General features: G+C 59.6%; 21 protein-coding genes. 14 read left to right on the top strand and 7 right to left on the bottom strand.

Annotation, left to right across the window (positions count from 1 at the left end; all coding sequences use genetic code 11):
- Positions 1–36: 36 nt before the first annotated feature.
- The 9 genes from JJB74_RS28425 (at position 37) to JJB74_RS28385 (ending at position 6,899) form a co-directional block, all read left to right on the top strand.
- Positions 37–252, top strand: coding sequence for an RNA-binding S4 domain-containing protein (locus JJB74_RS28425; RefSeq protein ID WP_200597896.1), 216 nt, complete (start codon positions 37–39; stop codon positions 250–252).
- Positions 253–297: 45 nt separating this feature from the next.
- Positions 298–924, top strand: coding sequence for an alpha-ketoglutarate-dependent dioxygenase AlkB family protein (locus tag JJB74_RS28420; RefSeq protein WP_200597894.1), 627 nt, complete (start codon positions 298–300; stop codon positions 922–924).
- A gap of 52 nt (positions 925–976) precedes the next feature.
- Entirely contained in the window at positions 977–1,975 is a 999-nt protein-coding gene (gene cuyA / locus JJB74_RS28415) for a D-cysteate sulfo-lyase (protein WP_200597893.1), read from the top strand.
- The gene (gene cuyB, locus JJB74_RS28410; RefSeq protein ID WP_200597892.1) at positions 1,972–2,685 is read left to right on the top strand and encodes a cysteate racemase; all 714 of its coding nucleotides are present in this window, start codon (positions 1,972–1,974) and stop codon (positions 2,683–2,685) included. The genes cuyA and cuyB overlap by 4 nt, the downstream gene beginning before the upstream one ends.
- Positions 2,686–2,757: 72 nt before the next feature.
- Complete coding sequence (gene ypfJ, locus JJB74_RS28405; protein ID WP_200597891.1) at positions 2,758–3,636, top strand: KPN_02809 family neutral zinc metallopeptidase; 879 nt, start codon at positions 2,758–2,760, stop codon at positions 3,634–3,636.
- A 307-nt stretch (positions 3,637–3,943) separates the two neighbouring features.
- Entirely contained in the window at positions 3,944–5,119 is a 1,176-nt protein-coding gene (locus JJB74_RS28400) for an acetyl-CoA C-acetyltransferase (protein ID WP_200597890.1), read from the top strand.
- A 64-nt stretch (positions 5,120–5,183) separates the two neighbouring features.
- On the top strand, positions 5,184–5,927 hold the full coding sequence (phbB, locus tag JJB74_RS28395) for an acetoacetyl-CoA reductase (protein ID WP_200597889.1): 744 nt from the start codon (positions 5,184–5,186) through the stop codon (positions 5,925–5,927).
- A gap of 205 nt (positions 5,928–6,132) precedes the next feature.
- Positions 6,133–6,303, top strand: a complete 171-nt coding sequence (locus JJB74_RS28390) for a hypothetical protein (RefSeq protein ID WP_200597977.1) — start codon at positions 6,133–6,135, stop codon at positions 6,301–6,303.
- On the top strand, positions 6,303–6,899 hold the full coding sequence (locus tag JJB74_RS28385; protein WP_200597888.1) for a nucleotidyltransferase family protein: 597 nt from the start codon (positions 6,303–6,305) through the stop codon (positions 6,897–6,899). Before JJB74_RS28390 ends, JJB74_RS28385 begins: the two co-directional genes overlap by 1 nt.
- On the opposite strand, the gene JJB74_RS28380 is transcribed toward JJB74_RS28385, so the two are convergent.
- Positions 6,894–7,832: a YihY/virulence factor BrkB family protein gene (locus tag JJB74_RS28380; RefSeq protein ID WP_200597886.1), complete on the bottom strand. Its 939-nt coding sequence runs from the start codon at positions 7,830–7,832 to the stop codon at positions 6,894–6,896. The two genes, JJB74_RS28385 and JJB74_RS28380, sit on opposite strands and share 6 nt — an antisense overlap.
- Positions 7,833–8,163: 331 nt before the next feature.
- On the opposite strand from JJB74_RS28380, the gene JJB74_RS28375 reads away from it, so the two are divergent.
- Both JJB74_RS28375 and serC read left to right on the top strand, forming a co-directional pair.
- On the top strand, positions 8,164–8,604 hold the full coding sequence (locus JJB74_RS28375) for a hypothetical protein (protein WP_200597884.1): 441 nt from the start codon (positions 8,164–8,166) through the stop codon (positions 8,602–8,604).
- 138 nt (positions 8,605–8,742) lie between these two features.
- Positions 8,743–9,822 carry a 3-phosphoserine/phosphohydroxythreonine transaminase gene (gene serC / locus JJB74_RS28370; protein WP_200597883.1) on the top strand — a complete coding sequence of 360 codons (1,080 nt, stop codon included), beginning with the start codon at positions 8,743–8,745 and terminating at the stop codon, positions 9,820–9,822.
- Positions 9,823–9,885: 63 nt separating this feature from the next.
- On the opposite strand, the gene JJB74_RS28365 is transcribed toward serC, so the two are convergent.
- Positions 9,886–10,080, bottom strand: coding sequence for a hypothetical protein (locus JJB74_RS28365; protein WP_200597881.1), 195 nt, complete (start codon positions 10,078–10,080; stop codon positions 9,886–9,888).
- Positions 10,081–10,238: 158 nt separating this feature from the next.
- Here JJB74_RS28365 and JJB74_RS28360 point away from each other — a divergent pair, with 158 nt between their 5' ends.
- Together JJB74_RS28360 and JJB74_RS28355 are read left to right on the top strand one after the other, a co-directional pair.
- Positions 10,239–10,940 (top strand): DUF599 domain-containing protein, encoded by a 702-nt coding sequence (locus tag JJB74_RS28360; RefSeq protein ID WP_200597879.1) that lies wholly within the window; start codon positions 10,239–10,241, stop codon positions 10,938–10,940.
- Positions 10,941–11,023: 83 nt separating this feature from the next.
- Complete coding sequence (locus JJB74_RS28355; RefSeq protein ID WP_200597877.1) at positions 11,024–11,980, top strand: methyltransferase; 957 nt, start codon at positions 11,024–11,026, stop codon at positions 11,978–11,980.
- Here JJB74_RS28355 and JJB74_RS28350 read toward each other — a convergent pair.
- The 4 genes from JJB74_RS28350 to JJB74_RS28335 all read right to left on the bottom strand — a co-directional run bounded on the left by JJB74_RS28350 (position 11,970) and on the right by JJB74_RS28335 (position 15,914).
- Positions 11,970–12,185: a hypothetical protein gene (locus JJB74_RS28350; RefSeq protein WP_200597875.1), complete on the bottom strand. Its 216-nt coding sequence runs from the start codon at positions 12,183–12,185 to the stop codon at positions 11,970–11,972. The genes JJB74_RS28355 and JJB74_RS28350 overlap by 11 nt on opposite strands.
- Positions 12,186–12,460: 275 nt before the next feature.
- Entirely contained in the window at positions 12,461–12,679 is a 219-nt protein-coding gene (locus tag JJB74_RS28345) for a hypothetical protein (protein WP_200597975.1), read from the bottom strand.
- Between the two features lie 65 nt (positions 12,680–12,744).
- Positions 12,745–13,872, bottom strand: coding sequence for a methyltransferase (locus JJB74_RS28340; protein ID WP_200597873.1), 1,128 nt, complete (start codon positions 13,870–13,872; stop codon positions 12,745–12,747).
- Positions 13,873–14,003: 131 nt separating this feature from the next.
- Entirely contained in the window at positions 14,004–15,914 is a 1,911-nt protein-coding gene (locus tag JJB74_RS28335) for a hypothetical protein (protein WP_200597871.1), read from the bottom strand.
- A gap of 303 nt (positions 15,915–16,217) precedes the next feature.
- Here JJB74_RS28335 and JJB74_RS28330 point away from each other — a divergent pair, with 303 nt between their 5' ends.
- Positions 16,218–17,024, top strand: coding sequence for a PulJ/GspJ family protein (locus tag JJB74_RS28330; protein ID WP_234484942.1), 807 nt, complete (start codon positions 16,218–16,220; stop codon positions 17,022–17,024).
- A gap of 281 nt (positions 17,025–17,305) precedes the next feature.
- Here JJB74_RS28330 and JJB74_RS33535 read toward each other — a convergent pair whose 3' ends face one another.
- On the bottom strand, positions 17,306–17,686 hold the full coding sequence (locus JJB74_RS33535; protein WP_407672439.1) for a transposase: 381 nt from the start codon (positions 17,684–17,686) through the stop codon (positions 17,306–17,308).
- Positions 17,687–17,815: the final 129 nt, after the last annotated feature.

Below are 17,815 nucleotides of genomic sequence, written 5' to 3'. Positions count from 1 at the left end.
CGCTGCCCCGCGCGTGCAGGGGCTTATAATCGCGCGATGCAAACAATAGACTTCCGCCTCGAAGGCGAATATGTGGAACTGAACCAGTTGCTGAAGCTGGTCGGTATCGTTGACAGCGGTGGCGCCGGCAAGATGCTGGTAGCAAGCGGCGAAGTGCAGGTCGATGGCAAGACCGAATTGCGCAAGACCTGCAAGATACGCGCGGGTCAGCAAGTGGGCCTTGGCGATGTACGCATCCGGGTGCATGCGTAGTAGCCTGCGCGGCAATGCGAAGGTCCATTACGAGGCTCACATCGCATGAGCGCGAACCTTGATCTGTTCGATTCGCCGCGTGAACTGCAGGCTCTTGCCGTGCCCGATGCGGATCTGCGCTTTGCCCATGGCTTCTATACACGCGATGAAGCGGCCACGTTGATGGCGGCATTGCTCGAGGAGACGCCATGGCGCCAGGAGCGCATCCGCATTGCCGGAGAGATGCGCTGGCAGCCGCGGCTCACGTCCTGGCATGGCGACCTCGGCGCCGATTACGCGTATTCCGGCATCCGCCTCGATCCTCATCCATGGACGCCGACACTGTCGCGCATGCGGCGCGATATCGAAGCCGCGACCGGTCATGCGTACAACTCGGTGCTGCTCAACCTGTATCGCGACGGCAATGACAGCGTTGGTTGGCACGCCGACGATGAAGCGCTGCTTGGCCCAACGCCAGCGATCGCGTCGCTGTCGCTGGGTCAGACGCGGCTGTTCCGGCTGCGGCACAAGCGCCGCCTGCATGCGCCGGTGGATATTCAACTCACTGATGGCAGCCTGCTGCTGATGGCGGGCTCGACTCAACGCCACTGGGAACATACAGTGCCCAAGGAGCGTGGCGAGCGCGGGCCGCGCATCAACCTGACTTTCCGGCTTATCGCGGCGCGGCCTTGATCGGCCGCGCCGATTCCTTTTTCATTCGATTCAACGAGAGGCTTCGAACATCATGCATCTGTCCCGCTTTCCCCGCGTCACTCTGTGCCACGCACCCACGCCGCTGGAGCACCTGCCGCGCTTGTCGCGCCATCTGGGCGGCCCCGAAATTTTCATCAAGCGTGATGACTGCACCGGCCTTGCCAGCGGCGGCAACAAGACACGCAAGCTGGAATTCCTGCTCGGCGATGCGCTCGAGAAAGGCGCGACGCATCTGGTGACGCAGGGCGCGACGCAATCCAACCATGTGCGCCAGACCGCGGCCGCCGCGGCGAAGTTCGGCCTGCGCTGCACCGCGCTGCTCGAGACCCGGGTCGCGGATGCGGCGCCGGAATACTATGCAAACGGCAATGTGCTGCTCGACCGCCTCTTCGATTGCGCGCTCGAGACGCGGCCCGCCGGGCTGGACATGAACCAGGAACTGGTCGCCGTCGGCGAGCGCCTGTCGGCGGCCGGCGAGACGCCTTACCTGATTCCGGGCGGCGGTTCGAACGCGATCGGCGCGCTCGGCTATGTCGCCTGCGCGCAGGAACTGCTGATGCAGGCCAATGAGCGCAGGCTGCGCATCGATCACGTCGTGCATGCCACCGGCAGCTGCGGCACCCAGGCCGGCCTGCTCGCCGGCCTTCTGGGCATGAACAGCGGCATCCCGGTCCTGGGCATAGGCGTGCGCGCGCCGCGCGAAAAGCAGGAGGCGAATGTGCACGCGCTCCTGAAACAGACGTGGGAGCATCTGGGCCTGCCCGGCGAGCCGGCGCGCGAAACGGTGCGCGCCAATTGCGATTACGTCGGCGATGGCTACGGCATCCCGACGCCGGGCATGATCGAAGCGGTGGAAATACTCGCGCGGCTGGAAGGCATCCTGCTCGACCCGGTCTACTCCGGCAAGGGCATGGCGGGACTGATCGACCTGATTCGTCGCGGCGAATTCAAGCAAGGCCAGAACCTGGTGTTCGTGCATACCGGCGGCTCGGCCGGCCTCTTCGGCTACCGCGGCACTTTCGCGCCATGAGCGCGGGCCGCCTGATCGGCATTCTCGGCGGCATGGGCCCGCTGGCCTGCGCCGACCTGATGCGCAAGATCATCCTGGAAACGCCGGCCGCGCGCGACCAGGACCATGTGCCGATGGTGGTATGGAATGTGCCGCAGGTGCCCGACCGGCAACAGGCGCTGGCCAGCAGCGGTCCTTCGCCGCTGCCGGCAATGCGCGAAGGCATTGCGCAGCTGAACCATGCCGGTGCGACGCGCATCGCGATCGCCTGCAACACTGCGCATCACTGGCATGCGCAATTGCAGGCTGACAGCGCCGCGCCGATCTTTCATATCGCCCGGCTGACGCTGGCGGCGCTGCAGCGCGACGGCATCGATGAAGCGGTCGGGTTGATCGGCACGCATGGCACCATCGCCGCGCGGCTCTACCAGGACTTGCTGGAGCCGGCGGGCATCCCGTGCCTGGTCAGTGATGCGCAGGAAACGGACCGACTCTTCGTGCCCGGCTGCTATGCAATCAAGCGCGGCCAACTCAAGGAAGGCGGCATGCTGCTCGAGCGCGCGGCGCACGCTTTGATGGCGCGCGGCGCGAAACGGCTGGTCCTCGCCTGCACCGAAGTGCCGGTCGGGCTCGAGCATATCGGCTCGGCGGTGCTGCCGCTGTGCATCGATCCGACGCTGGAGCTGGCGCGCGCCTGCATCGCCCATTGGAATGATCAAGGGCCTATGTGACATGGCGTACCGAGCGGCGCGGCCAAGGCCGGCTAGACTTGCGTACGAGGATGAGAGAGCTGGAGAGTCGACATGAAATGGGAAGGCAATCGCGAAAGCGACAATGTGGAAGATCGGCGCGGCGCTGACGGCGGTGGCGGCGGGTTCGGCATCGGCGGCCGCTCGATCGGCATCGGCACCATCGCCATCGCGCTGGTCGCTTCCTATTTCTTCGGCGTCGATCCGCGCACCGTGATCGGCCTGCTCAATGGCGGCGGCCCGGCGCCGCAAACGACGCAGACCGCGCCACCGCCCAATCCGCAAACCGAAGACCGCGAGACCCGCTTCGTGCGCACCGTGCTGGCCGACACCGAAGACACCTGGAGCGCGATCTTCCAGAAGGCGGGGCAAAACTATGTGAAGCCAAGGCTGGTGATCTTCTCCGGCCGCACGCCAACCGCCTGCGGCACCGGCCAGACCGCGACCGGCCCGTTCTATTGCCCTGGCGATCAGAAGATCTATATCGATCTCAACTTCTTCCGGCTGATGCAGCAGCGCTTTCATGTATCCGGCGAATTCGCGCAAGCCTATGTGATCGCGCATGAAGTCGGACACCATGTGCAGACGCTGATGGGCATCATGAACCGGGTCGACGCGACGCGACAGCGTGCCAGCGAGCGCGAAGCCAATGCGCTGTCGGTGCGGGTCGAATTGCAGGCCGACTGCTTCGCAGGCGTCTGGGCGAAGAATGCGGACCGCGCCCGCAGCATACTCGAGCAGGGCGATGTGGAAACCGCGCTCAACGCCGCCACCGCGATTGGCGACGACGCTCTGCAGAAGCAGGCGCAGGGTTATGTGGTACCGGACTCGTTCACCCACGGCACCTCGGCCCAGCGGGTCCGCTGGTTCCGACGCGGTCTCGAAAGCGGTCAGGTCAATGCCTGCAATACCTTCGAGGCGACATCGCTCTGATTTCTAGGGAGACGGCTCGCACGCCGTCGTTCGCATCGTTCCCGCACGATCGTTCCAAATTTCAGGATGGTAATTTTCAGCCATCTTCACATCTTCTCGCTTTGTCGATGCCTCGCGCAAAGGCACGCCTTGCCACCCGGCACATACACGAGAAGTTACTCCGGGTTATGACCTGCCTCATTAAAAATCGCTTCTCTACGGCTTGAGGCTGGGGATATCATAGTTACAACCGCGCCCGCCGCTAGGCCTGTTGCGCCCGCTTTTCGGATGCGCGGCTTTTCTCTGCCGTACCCCATGGAGACTTGAAATGGACGATGTCGTTATTGTTTCAGCATTGAGAACAGCGGTCGGCAAATTCGGCGGCACGCTTTCCAAGATTCCCGCCGCCGAACTCGGCGCCAGCGTGATCAAGGCATTGATCCAGCAAACCGGCGTCGATCCAGCCAGCATCAACGAAGCCATTCTCGGTCAGGTCCTGACCGCCGGCGTCGGTCAGAATCCGGCGCGACAGGCAGTCATCAAGAGCGGACTTCCCGACGCGATTCCCGCCTTCACCATCAACAAGGTCTGCGGCAGCGGACTGAAAGCGACTCATCTTGCCGCGCAGGCGATCAAGTGCGGTGACGCCGACATCATCATCGCTGGCGGCATGGAGAACATGAGCGCCGCGCCGCATGTGCTGAACAACTCGCGCGATGGCTTCCGCATGGGCGACGCGAAGCTGGTCGATACGATGATCGTCGACGGCCTCTGGGACGTTTATAACCAGTATCACATGGGCGTGACCGCCGAAAACGTCGCCAGGAAGTATGAGGTGTCGCGCCAGGAGCAGGACGAATTTGCGCTTGCATCGCAGGCCAAGGCCGAGGCGGCGCAGAAGGCAGGCAAGTTCAAGGATGAGATCGTTCCGCTCGAGATTCCGCACAAGAAGGGTTCCATCACCTTCGATGCCGACGAATATCCAAAGCACGGCACCACGCTCGAATCGCTCTCCGGTTTGCGTCCGGCATTCGCGAAAGACGGCACCGTGACTGCCGGCAATGCATCGGGCATCAATGACGGCGCGGCTGCAGTCATGATGATGTCCGCGAAAAGAGCCGAGCAGCTCGGCCTGAAACCGCTGGCGCGCATCCGCGCCTATGCTTCGGCTGGCCTCGATCCGTCGATCATGGGCATGGGTCCGGTGTCGGCTACGCGCCGCTGCCTGGAAAAGGCTGGCTGGACCCATGAAGATCTGGACCTGATGGAAATCAACGAAGCCTTCGCCGCGCAGGCGATCGCAGTCAATCGCCAGATGGGCTGGGACACCAGCAAGATCAATGTGAATGGCGGCGCGATTGCCATTGGCCATCCGATCGGCGCTTCGGGCTGCCGCATCCTTGTCACCCTGCTGCATGAAATGGTTCGCCGCGATGCCAAGCGCGGCCTGGCGAGCCTGTGCATCGGCGGCGGCATGGGCGTGGCGCTGGCAGTGGAACGGTAATCAACGCGAACGAATGAGCCCCGGCGTGTCATGCGCGCCGCGGGCGCACTACGAGGAGAGAGAGATGGCAGCACGAATTGCATTGATCACCGGCGGCATGGGCGGACTTGGTGAAGCGATCTGCATCAAGATGGCGGCGCTGGGTTATCAGGTGGTGACGACCTATTCGCCGGGCAACACCAAGTCCGCGGAATGGCTCAAGAGCATGGAAGACCAGGGATACAAGTTCCGCGCCTATCCGTGCGACGTGGGCGATTACGATTCAGCGCAGGCATGCATCGCGCAGATCACAGCCGACCTCGGCCCGGTCGACGTGCTGGTCAACAATGCCGGCATCACGCGCGACATGACCTTCAAGAAGATGGACAAGAGCGCCTGGGATGCGGTGATCCGTACCAACCTGGACTCGGTGTTCAACATGACCAAGCCGCTGTGCGATGGCATGGTCGAGCGCGGCTGGGGCCGCATCATCAACATCTCTTCGGTCAATGGGCAGAAAGGCGCGTTCGGCCAGACCAACTATTCGGCGGCCAAGGCCGGCATGCATGGCTTTACCAAGGCGCTGGCGCTGGAAGTGGCGCGGCGCGGCGTGACGGTGAACACGATTTCGCCGGGCTATATCGGCACGCGCATGGTCATGGCCATTCCGAGCGAGGTGCTGGAGTCGAAGATCATTCCGCAAATTCCGATGGCGCGCCTGGGCAAGCCGGAAGAAGTGGCCGGCCTGGTTGCCTATCTCGCCTCGGACGAGGCTGCCTTCCTCACCGGCGCCAACATTGCCATCAACGGCGGTCAGCACATGTTCTGAACGCAGCGCTTTGCGAAGAGGAGCCGCGCCGGATCGTTCCGGCGCGGCTTTTTTTCAGGGACAGAAGCTTTATCTGCGTTGCCTCAACACGGCTGTCGCGATCCATGCTTTATGGACAGCCGCTCGTTCATGCGTCAAGCTGGACGCCACGGCATCGGCGATGCCGGTTACCATTAACAATCAATAACGAAACAAAGGGGTTATCTTGGGCAAGCAAACAAAAGATCTCCAGAACCATGCACAGCTGAAGGAATTGATGACCGCAAGGCCGATGACGGCGGAACGGCACGCCGAAATCAACCGCAAGCGCATCCGCGCGCGGCGCATGCTCGAGGATGCGCGCGAGCTGCGCAACAATAAGCAAGAGCTGTTCTGATGCCTGAAGACGCGGCGCAGGCTTTTCATTGCGCCGGCATACTGCTTGCCGCAGGCAGTGGCACGCGCTTCGATCCTACCGGCAAGCGCAACAAGCTTTTGCAGGCGCTACCGCATGGCAAGCCGGTAGCGCTCCAGGCCGCAGAGGTGATGTGCGCGGCGCTTCCCCAAGTCATTGCGGTCCTGCGGCCGCGCAGCGATTCCCTCGCCGAGCAGCTTACAGCGGCCGGCTGCGACATCACCGTCTGTGCTGAAGCCGCATCAGGCATGGGTGCCTCGCTTGCGCATGCCATCGTGTATGCAGCGCATGCCGATGCCTGGATCATCGCGCTGGCCGACATGCCGCATATCCACCTCGCCACTGTGCAGCGTCTGGCCGCAGCACTTGCGGCGGGCGCGCAAATCGTCGCGCCGTTTTATCAAGGCAGGCGTGGCAATCCGGTCGGCTTCTCCCGCGTGCATCTCCCTGCCCTTCGCGCATTGTCCGGCGATGCCGGGGCACGCGCGCTGCTTGCCACGCATCCGGTGATGGCCATCGAAGTCGATGATCCGGGAGTGCTGCGCGATATCGATACGCCGCAGGATCTGCATCTATAAGGGCTCGGTTGTTTGCATGGGTTCCGGCTCGCATTGTTCGCCATCGATGGCCACGCGCTCAAACTCGGCAATAACCTGGCCGCCGAACAGCAGCAGCGCCGCCCCCAGCTCCAGGCTCAGCAGCACCACGATCGCCGTAGTCAGCGAACCATAAACCACGGCCACCTGCGACAGCGTGGACAGATACCAGAACAGCAGATGCCGCGTGATTTCCCATAACAGCGCCGCCGTCACGCCGCCCAGCAGCGCATGCGGCCATGACAGACGGCCGACCGGCATCACCATGTACAGGGAGGTCAGCAGCAGGATCTCGCCGAGCACGCCCAGCAGGTACAGCAGCACGCCGGATACGCCGTGCAGCGAGAACACGTAGCCGAACACTGCCACGTTCTCCTGCCCTACGCTCTGCAGCGCGCCGGCCACGACGGTCACGATCAGCAGGCCCATGCCGAGAAACAGGATGTAGCAGTAAGGCATGAGCGCCGATACCAGGAAATGCCGGCGCCGTATCGCGACGCGATGCACGAAGATTACCGACATCGCGTTCTCGAGCACAGTGAAGGCAAGCGAACTGAAGAACAGCATGGTGCCGAATACCAGCCAGCCGACCACGTCCCGATGCGCCATGAACTCGGCCAATTCCTGCAGGATCGCATGCGATTGGCTGGGCAACAGCCACTCGAGGTAGCGACCGAGCGTGGTCAGCAGTTCGCGTTCGTCGATCACATGCGACAGCGCGATCATGAACAGAATCAGCAAGGGCACGATGGAAAGCAGCGCATAGTAGGCCACTGCGCCGGCCAGGAGCAGCCCCTGGTTGGCCCGGAAGGCCTTGATGGTCTGCAGCATGAAGCGCCCCGGATTTCGGAGCACATAACGCGCCTGATGCGCAATCAGGCGCAGGCCGTCGGCTGGGCTGGGTTGAGGTGGCATGGCAGGCTAGGCGCGGCAACTTCCCCTGGTCGCTTCATTCCATTGCATGCACATGCTGCGCTTTCTCTATCTGCTTTGTCTGCATGATTGCTTCCCGTGGAAAGAAGAGTATGGCGGCATCGCCGCATGCCGGCTGGGATGATGGCTTCTGGCCTGGCTCAACCATAGGCGATCGCGCTAGCGGCTTCGGTTCGGCAACGCACGCAGCACGCAGGCGCATGGCCATGGCTTGTCGCGGACTAAGCTTCGTTCCTTTGCAAACCGTCGGCAAGGAATGATTCCACAACGTCGCTGTCTGACTTGGAGTTCGATGAGATTGAGGAGTTCGCGCATGACTACCAGCAAGAAAGGCAGCAAAGGCACCAAGGATCCGCAGGACACCGGCAAATACGGACACGATGACCGCTACTCGCAGGAAAGCCAGAGTCCTGCGCGTGAAGCGGAAGATGAAAAGACGCTCGATCATGCATTGAAAGCGACGTTCCCGGCCAGCGATCCGGTGGCCGAGTGCATGCCCAAGGAAGAGGTATCCGCGAAGGAGCAGGCCGAGGAAGGCCTGATCGACAGCGCCGTGGAAATGACTTTCCCCGCGAGCGATCCGGTCTCACTGGATCCGAACAGCATTACCCGCATCGAAAAGGCGCCGGAGCCGATCAATGCGCATGAGGATCATCAGAACCGCTCGCTGGACACCAAGGCATCGAGCCCGGCCCTGGACAAGGAGATCGAGCAGGCCAAAGCGAAGAAAGGCGGCAAGGGCAAATCTTCCTGAGCGGGGCTTGCAGCGCAGGCCGGCTAGCGCCGGCCGGCATTGGTCTCTTTCAGCGCCGGAATCTTGCGTTCTTGCACAGCGCTTGTCCATTCCGTCATAATGTCCGCCCACATCGACCCTCCCCTTCTGGAATCACCCATGCGAGTATTCAATTTCAGCGCCGGACCGGCGGTGCTGCCGGAACAGGTATTGCGGCGCGCCGCGGATGAAATGCTGGATTGGCACGGCAGCGGCATGTCGGTCATGGAAATGAGCCATCGCGGCAAGGAATTCATCAGCATCGCTCAGAAGACCGAGGCCGATTTGCGTACGCTGATGGCCATTCCCGACAACTATCGTGTGCTGTTCCTGCAGGGCGGCGCCATGGCCGAGAATGCGCTGATTCCGATGAACCTGCTGGGGGACAAGACCGGCGCCGATTATGTGAATACCGGCGAGTGGTCGAAGAAGTCGATCAAGGAAGCGAAGAAGTATTGCAAGGTCAATGTCGCCGCCAGCGCCGAGGACCGCGATTTCACCTATGTGCCGCCGCAGTCTGTATGGAAGCTCGATCCGAACGCGGCCTATGTGCACATCTGCACGAATGAAACCATAGGCGGCGTCGAATACCACTGGGTGCCGGACACCGGCGCTGTGCCGCTGGTGGCGGACATGTCCTCGCATATCCTGTCGCGGGTGGTGGATGTGTCGAAGTACGGCGTGATCTATGGCGGCGCGCAGAAGAACATCGGCCCGGCCGGCGTGACACTGGTGATCGTGCGCGAAGACTTGCTCGGTCGCGCGCTGGCCATTACGCCTTCTGCCTTCGACTGGAAACTGCAGGCGGAAAACGATTCAATGCTCAACACGCCGCCGACCTATGGCATTTACATCGCCGGCCTGGTGTTCGAGTGGCTGCTGGAACAGGGCGGACTGGCCTCGATGGAGCAGAAGAACATCGCCAAGGCGAATCTGCTGTACGACTATCTGGACCAGACCGCGTTCTACAGTAACCCGGTGGCAAAGGCAGACCGCTCGCGCATGAACATCCCGTTCCGCCTCGCTGATACCAGCCTGGATGATGCCTTCCTGCAGGGCGCACAGGAACGCGGCATGGTGCAATTGAAAGGCCATCGCTCGGTCGGCGGCATGCGCGCATCGATCTACAATGCGATGCCGATCGAAGGTGTGCAGCGGCTGGTGGAATACATGAAGGAATTCGAGCGCAGCCACGGTTGAAGCGGGTAGCCGCGCGGAAGTGAAAAGGCCAGGCATCATGCCTGGCCTTTTCATTTTGCCTGCTTACTTCTGCCTGGCTGGCTCAAGCGGTACGAGCGGAATCCGCTCCTCGGTGGGAATCAGTTCGGTCCAGCGATTGATTTCCTGCTCCAGGCAATCAATATCGCTGACCAGAAGCTTGCCGCCGGTGATGCCGGCCAGCTCGGCGTCGTCCAGGCGGCGATTATCCCGATTTGCGATCAGTGTGGATTTGCGCATTTCTTTGCTCCATTGCTTGATTCAATGATTGAATGGGCTCAAACCTTTTTTCGGTACACCCGGCCGCTGCGTAACCGCCCTCCCCTGAAACGTTCCCGGCTTCATGCTTCTCCGCAAGACCACTCTGCGGCTACACTACGCGCATTCCGGCTACCCGCATGCGCTCCATGACCCTTTCCCCGCTCGACTGGCTGGCCCTCGCCTGGTTCCTCGTGATGTGGATCGCTTATGACCGCTTCGCCGAACTGCGCGCCCGTAGTCATCCGAGCATGTTGCACCGGGTGAATCTGGCGCGGCGCGACTGGATGTATCAGCTGACCTTCCGCGAAAACCGCATTGCCGATGTGGCGCTGATGGCGAATCTGTCTTCCTCTCCAACGTTTTTCGCTTCCACCACGATGATTGTCATCGGCGGCCTGTTTGCCATGCTCGGCACTACCAGCAAGGTGGTGCACGTGGTGCAGGAGATTCCATTCGCCGTCGATGTGCCGGAGGAAGTCTGGAACGTGAAGATCATCGTCATGGTGTGCATATTCGTGTTCACCTTCTTCCGTTTCACCTGGGCGCTGAGGCAATTCAATTTCTGCTCGATCATGATCGGCTCGGCGCCCAACATGCAGGATTTCCTGAAGCTGCCGGAATCGGCCCGCATTGATTTCGCCAACCGCACCGGCAAGCTGGTCGCGCTGGCCGGCGAGAGTTTCAACGATGGCTTGCGCGGCTATTACTTCGCCATTGCCGCATTGACCTGGTTCGTGCAGCCGCTGGCTTACATGCTGGCAACTTCGGTCGTGGTGCTGATCCTGTACTTTCGGGAATTCCATTCCAGCGCGCTGCGCGCCATGACCGATGGCGCTTGAACGCAAGCTTTTCGCTTTTGCGCCATGCGATGTGCGGGCGGCTGGCGTAAGTTACGGTTTTCATTATTCCAACGACTATTTCCATGACGCCAGCCGCATCCCATCTCGATGACAACGCCCTGCTCGAACTGCTGATCCTGCTCAGGCAACATGGCTATCGCCACATTACTGTTACGCCGGCGACCCATGCGCGCGTGCTGGCGCAGCGAAGCAATGCGCGCAGCCTGGCTGATGTCTTTGGCTGGAACATGACTTTCGCGCCGCAAGTGTTGCCTGAGGAAATACTGGCCGTGATGCGACGCGCCGGCATCCTGCTGGAACGGGATGGCCTGGCGAAGAGTCTGCTGCGGGTATCGAGTCTGGATGATGCGCTGCTGTTGCACTCGGGGTATCCAACCGAAGCCGAGGACGCTGTCTTTTTCGGTCCCGATACCTATCGTTTCGTGCGCTTCATGCAGGATGCGGTGGAGAGGCATCCGCTGCCGCCGCAAGCGCGCATCCTGGACATCGGCTGCGGCAGCGGCGCTGGCGGCTTGGCCTTGGCCAGGCATGGCGCCCGCCCGGTACTAAACGATATCAATCCACTGGCCTTGCGACTGGCCGCGGTGAATGCGCGCGCGGCGGGCATTGCGGCGGAATTTCTCGAGGGCGATGGCACTGCCGATCGTGGTGGCGAATTCGATTGCATCATCGCCAATCCGCCGTACCTGGTGGACGCGTCGGAACGCACTTACCGGCATGGCGGCAGCCGGCTGGGGCGTGAACTCAGCGTACGCATCGCCGAATCGGCGCTGCGCCGCCTTGCGCCGGGCGGGCGCCTGCTGCTCTACACAGGCGTGGCAATCGTCGATGGCGTGGATGGTTTTCTGGAAGAGATGCGCATGCTGCTCGACGAGGCCGGCTGTGCATGGCGCTATACGGAAATTGATCCGGATGTATTTGGCGAGGAACTGGAGCAAGCGGCGTATCACGATGCGGATCGCATCGCCGCGGTGGGCCTGGAAGCCGTCCGCGCGCAGCGTTGCGCAGTCATGGGCTAACGCCCACGCCAGCCGCCGCTCCCATGACGCGGCGCCGGCATGGCGCCGCCGCCCCATCCGCCTCCGCTGCCATGACCTTGCCATCCACCTCCGCCACCATGACCTTGCCAGCCGCCTCCGCCACCGTGACCTTGCCAACCGCCTCCGCCACCGTGACCTTGCCAACCGCCTCCATGGCCATGCCCCCAACCGGAACTGTAACCAAAGCCAAGTCCAAAAACCGGAGGCGCATAGACGGGCGGTGCGGCATAAACTGGCGCGGGGTAGACAGGCGCACCATATACCGGAGCAGCGGAATAAGCTGCGCCGTCGTAGTACGGATAGCCGCTGTCATAAACAGCGCATCCGTTAAGCGCGGCGCACACTGCCAGTGGCAGCAGCAGGCGTTTCATTGCGGTCCTCGCGCAAAAGTCCATGATGCTTTGAGCGGGCTGACGCTGAAAAGTGTCGGCTTATTACGCCTGCTTACATTTTCCTGACTTAGTGGTGATGATGCGTCCAGGACCCAAGCGGCGATTCCAGGAAAGCAGCAACTGCTTCCTTATCGCCAGTAGCGTGGCGCATGACTTCGCCGCATTTGCAGATGCCTTGATAAGGCTGGATATGCGAGCACGCGGAAACCTGCTGCAAGCGAACCTGCACCGGTTTTCCACACTGCTTGCATTTGAAGGTCAGGAAGCGAGCGGGTTTGGCAGCCATGTTTTTATCTATGCGAAAGGTAAAGGCAGGCATGATACGCGAGCCTGCCGCACACCGGCGGCGCTTCACGCAAGCGCGAGTCGCCATAAGGAAGTGGTTTCCCGGCTTCTTGCTGCATGCAGCGGGTCGTCCGGATCGACGGCTTTCGGGTGATGGGGCTTGGTGTCCATGCGCGCGACAATCCGCAAGCCGGCGTTCCGGATCCACTCCAGCAGATCATCACGGCTGCGCAGTTCAAGATGCTCGGCCAGGTCGGACAGAATGAGCCAGGCCTCTCCGCCCGGCTCAAGGTGTGCAGCCACGCCGCCGAGAAAGCCGCGCAGCATGCGACTATCCGGATCGTACACCGCATGCTCGAGCGGAGAGCTGGGCTTCGCCGGCAACCATGGCGGATTGCAGACGATCAAAGGCGCTCGTCCTTCAGGAAACAGGTCGGCTTGCCGCAGTTCAATGCGCGCTGACAAACCCAGTCGGTCTATGTTCTCCCGGGCGCAAACGAGCGCGCGCGCATCCTGATCGGTGGCAACGACATGCGCCACGCCGCGCCGCGCCAGTACCGCGCTGAGTACACCCGTGCCAACGCCAACATCGAAAGCCAATGCGGTTGACGGCAGCGGCGCATCGGCAACCAGGCGCACATACTCGCCGCGCACAGGAGAAAACACGCCGTAATGCGGATGAATGCGCTCGCCGCCGAGCGCTGCTATCGGTACGCCCTTGCGCCGCCACTCATGGGCGCCGATCAAGCCCTGCAATTCGCGCAGGGAAGTGATATAGGGTTCGTTCGCCGTGCCATAAACCTCTTCGCAGGCCCCGCTGACTTCTGGTGCGCGGCGCAAGGGTATGCGGTGTCCGGCTTCGAACGGAATCAGCAACATGCCCAGCGTTCGGGCACGCTGCGCTTGCCCCTGTCGATGCTGATTGAAAGCGTCACGTGCTGTCGCCGCCGGCTTGCGCACCCGGCGCTCGGTCCGGCGTGCCATGGCCTGCAGCAATTGCCTGGCATTCTGAAAATCGCCGCGCCAGAGCAGCGCGGTACCTTCCGAAGCCAGGCGAAAAGCTGCGTCAGCCTTCATGCGATCGTCCGCAATCACGATGCGCTTCGGCGGCGGATTACCGGCCTGCGAACGCCAGCGCGCAGTATGTTCGGCATCGGCTTCGGTCCATCGGACCAGGGGAAACTCTTGTTGCATCGATATGAATGAAAACGCGCTCGCTGCGAAAACCGCCATGGTAGCCGGTCGCAGCCGCTCTGGCGAGGCGCGACATGTTGGAACGCCCTGTTTGAATTGGCGCCTGAGCACAGCGCCCTGCACAGCGAGCGTCAGCCCGCGCTTGCGAGCAAGGCGAAATTTGCCCTGATATGCGGATTTTTCGACAAGACAGTAACGCAGACATCCGGAAACTCTGCTTTAAGCTTCCTGAGAATACCAAGGAGCTGCACGGCGGCAAGTTCTTCACTTAGCATTGCACCGAAGCGCTTTTCGAGCGACGGCAATGTAAGGAACCGGCAATCATTTTCGCGTGCAGCCACAAATGCAGCGCGATAGGACGCGGCGATGTCATTTGTGATTCCCTGTATTGCAGCGGCGTCCGCCGATTCCAATTTCGATGCATTTCCCTGCCTGGAAGCTCGCGTTTTCTCTTGATCGGGACCTTCGGAAACGTTGTCCGAGAAAAAATAGCACTTCGAGAAAGCATCCTGCGCGAGGCGTTTTCGTGGTTGAACTCTTTCCATATTTGGGTCGGCGCTGAAACGTGCGCCTGCTTCACTTAAAATCTTGCGTGACCTTTTGCCAGCCAGATCGAGAATTTCCGGCGTCATCATGATCATTCCTTCCAATGCCAGGTCTGCCTCATGCAAACGACTCCTGAATTGAGGAACAGGCTTCCCTTTTTCAGTGAGTGGGCTAGTCGGGTACTGTCTCTGATATTTTTCGAGAGCGGCGGCGGTTCGCTGGCAAGTCGTTCTTATTTCCAACCTGAGGTCCTTGTTCGCTTTCAAATGTGCATATACCGGACGCAGCATGGCGCTGAGATATTGATCGATCGTCTTATCGTCATAATGGAACAAGGGCGTCAAGACAATCGGGCGCCCATTTGCCACCGCATCATCAATGATCTGCTTATAAATGGAGGCGATTCCAGCAAGATGTTTCCTGAAATTTTTCCTGTTCGGATCACTTTCAGCATGAGGAGCAAGATAAGCAATATTGTCGCCGCTTTCTATAACCGTGACCTTGCCGTTCTGAATGCTTCGAGGACCCTGAGGAATTTGTCTTCCCCTTCTTTGTAGCCACGCGCGACATTCCTTTGTCATTGCGAAATGGTCATCAGTATTTCGCATCAGTACCGCGACCGAAGGATGCAAGTCCTGTACGTCCAGATCTGTCATATGCTTTACTTCGATTGCCTTGATGGACCGCGCTCTCGATGGACGGTAGTTACCGCTCGGCTCCGCAACAGGTAGTGCCTTATTGGGCACCGCACTGGTATCACGGCTTGTCTGCCGCTGTTTTGCTTGCCCCACAAATCTCGCTACTGTGCCAGCCGCCTTCGAAAGAGCGGGCTTTCCTCCATTTCGATTTGACCTTGCGAACGGCGCAATGGATTCGAACATGGATTGCAAAGAGAACTTATTTACTAGTGACTTCTGCTTTTCGTGAAGGCTCGCGTTCGGAAATACAGAGCACGGCACAACTGAAGAATAAGTTACGACAATGTCGCCCGGTTCACCAGCATGGTTGGATGAGTTATCTTTTCTACAGGCCTTTTCAGTCGATACGTTTCCAACGGCGACACTTTCCGAAATTGTGCCTTTTTCCATGTACGACTTAACACTTCTATCTGGCGAGGACAATTTATAATCAAACAGTATTTTTTTACATAAAGATGAATCCTTACGATCCACATTCTTCTCTTCAATCAACTTGCCTGGTGTGCCGTAAGGATAGTCCGGGTCATCGAGTTTCAACTGACGTCGACACAATATTTCCCCTAGGCCTTTTCCTGGAAGCAAGTGCTGTAGACTATCTATTTCACTATCAAAATCTTTTTTTTGATCTATGTTCAAAAAATGGAACCCAGCTTTAATTGCTTCTCGAGCATTTTTACGTTGCTCATCCTGGTAATACCAGTTAATTATCTTCTGAAGAAAACTTTCCGTGCCATCTCTTTTAAATAAATAATAAGTGACACATTCATTGCCATTGGCATCTATTTCCCGCTTCGTCATTGCCCGGAGAGAATACTTTTTCTCCTGCGAATTTGCGTTGACTAAAAAATCCTGCAGATCCGCTTAGAACTTTTCGATTTCACAGAAAAAATTCGAACGGATTGGCCTATCGAAGTATGTTGAAGGCATGGAAGTTCTTCCTATGTGTCAACGGGCGCACCAAGAACTTGCTAATTGCAACATCTTTTCTCGTGCCAACTTTTACCTTTTGTGAAACACATCGACCGGATGAGGTTCCTTTGGCGAAGTGGTGGTGCGGGGCGTATCCGTGCTAGTCAAGACAAGCGCATCGTCCGAAAGGCAATGACGACATCTTCCCATGCCATGCGAGCTAAAATGCCGTCTACATTTCGACATGGACTTCATGTCCATCGTCGCGCTTATCAGATCACGCTCATGACCTCGTTTTCCAAAGCATTCAAGCCACGCCGCAGCAAAACCGTCTCGGGTCTTACCTTGATCGAGTTGCTTGTGGCCATTACCGTGCTAGCAGTCGTCGCCGTTCTTGGCTGGCGAGGCTTGGATGGCATCGTCCGCAGCCGCGTTGCACTGACTCAAGAGATGGAACGCACGCGCGGGATACAAATCGCCTTCGCCCAGATGCAAAGGGATGCGGCGAATTTAGCGTCGCAAGACTTACTGCCGAATCGTCCACCACTGAGTGCTGGCGGAGGGCGATTGCTGTTTATCAGGAAAGTGTTCGCCGAAAACCAGACACTGCGCCTACAAGTTGTTAGTTATCGAATAAGCAATGGAATACTTTATCGAAGAGAATCGATTCCGACTCGGGATCTCGCCACGATTGATCTGGCATGGCAAGCAGGCGGAGTAACGAATAACGAACAGGAAGTCGCACTTGAAAACGGCGTCAGTCAAATGAGTTTGCGTTTCTGGCAAAGCAACGCTAACGCTTGGCAAACTGTTGATATCAACTCGCCACAAATATTTCCATCAGTAGCGAGCTCTCCTCCTGCACAGGTTACGCAAGCGATTACACCCGGCAACCTCAACAATCCTAGCCAGCCGATTACTGGGCTGGAGGTTACGCTGCAGATGGCGCGCGCGGCGGATGCAAGAATGGTTAAGGTTTTTCTTTTAGGCGCGAGTTGAGAGACGAGGCTTGTGGCCGGCGGACACAGCGGCGATGTCGTGCTGGCCGCGAGCTAGAAAACCGCCTTGGCATGATACTAAAGGCGCTGGAGGAAATCGAAGGACTTAGTGATCAGAGCTTAAAGTGTATTGCCGAGAGCATCACGACGTTAGCTGCCGAGCTGGAATCCGTGCCGCGAGCGGCAACGGCGTGCAGCGCACAAAGCATTGGCATGCGGGAGAGCAGCGTGAAAACGATAAAGCGAGACGACATCGCCTTCATGCCTAGCGCGGTTGTCGAATTAATGTAGGGTATAACCGCAGAGCTGGAACCAGCTTTTGGCATCGGACTCGGTAATGTGGTCAATAGCTTGTTTGAGCGCCTCGTCGAGGGCGGTGCGCGTGCGGGCTTTGGCTTTTCGCAGACTGGCTTTGAGCTTGGACCAACAGCTTTCGATGGGCGAGTAATCCGGCGAGTATGGCGGCAAGTAAAGCAGAGTCGCTCCAGCAGCTTCAATGGCCTCCCGGATGCCGCTGACCTTATGCGTGCTGAGATTGTCCATGATGACGATATCGCCAGGCACCAGCGTGGGCACCAGCACCTGCTCCACATAGGCCCGGAACACCGCCGTATCGGTGGCGCCATCCACCGACATGACGGCATCGAGCCCGGTACAGGACAGCGCGAGCTAATGTCAATTCTGGTGTATGGCCGGTCTGAAGCATAGGAATATCAGGCGGCGAGTTTCTGTTGTTCCGGCGGATTGTCTTGCACCGGGATGCCATCCCTGAACGGCACGCCATCCAGCAAC

It is taken from the genome of Noviherbaspirillum pedocola (assembly GCF_016632335.1).
GTDB classification, from domain to species: Bacteria; Pseudomonadota; Gammaproteobacteria; order Burkholderiales; family Burkholderiaceae_D; genus Noviherbaspirillum_A; species Noviherbaspirillum_A pedocola.
This window is presented reverse-complemented; position numbering and strand designations above follow the sequence as displayed.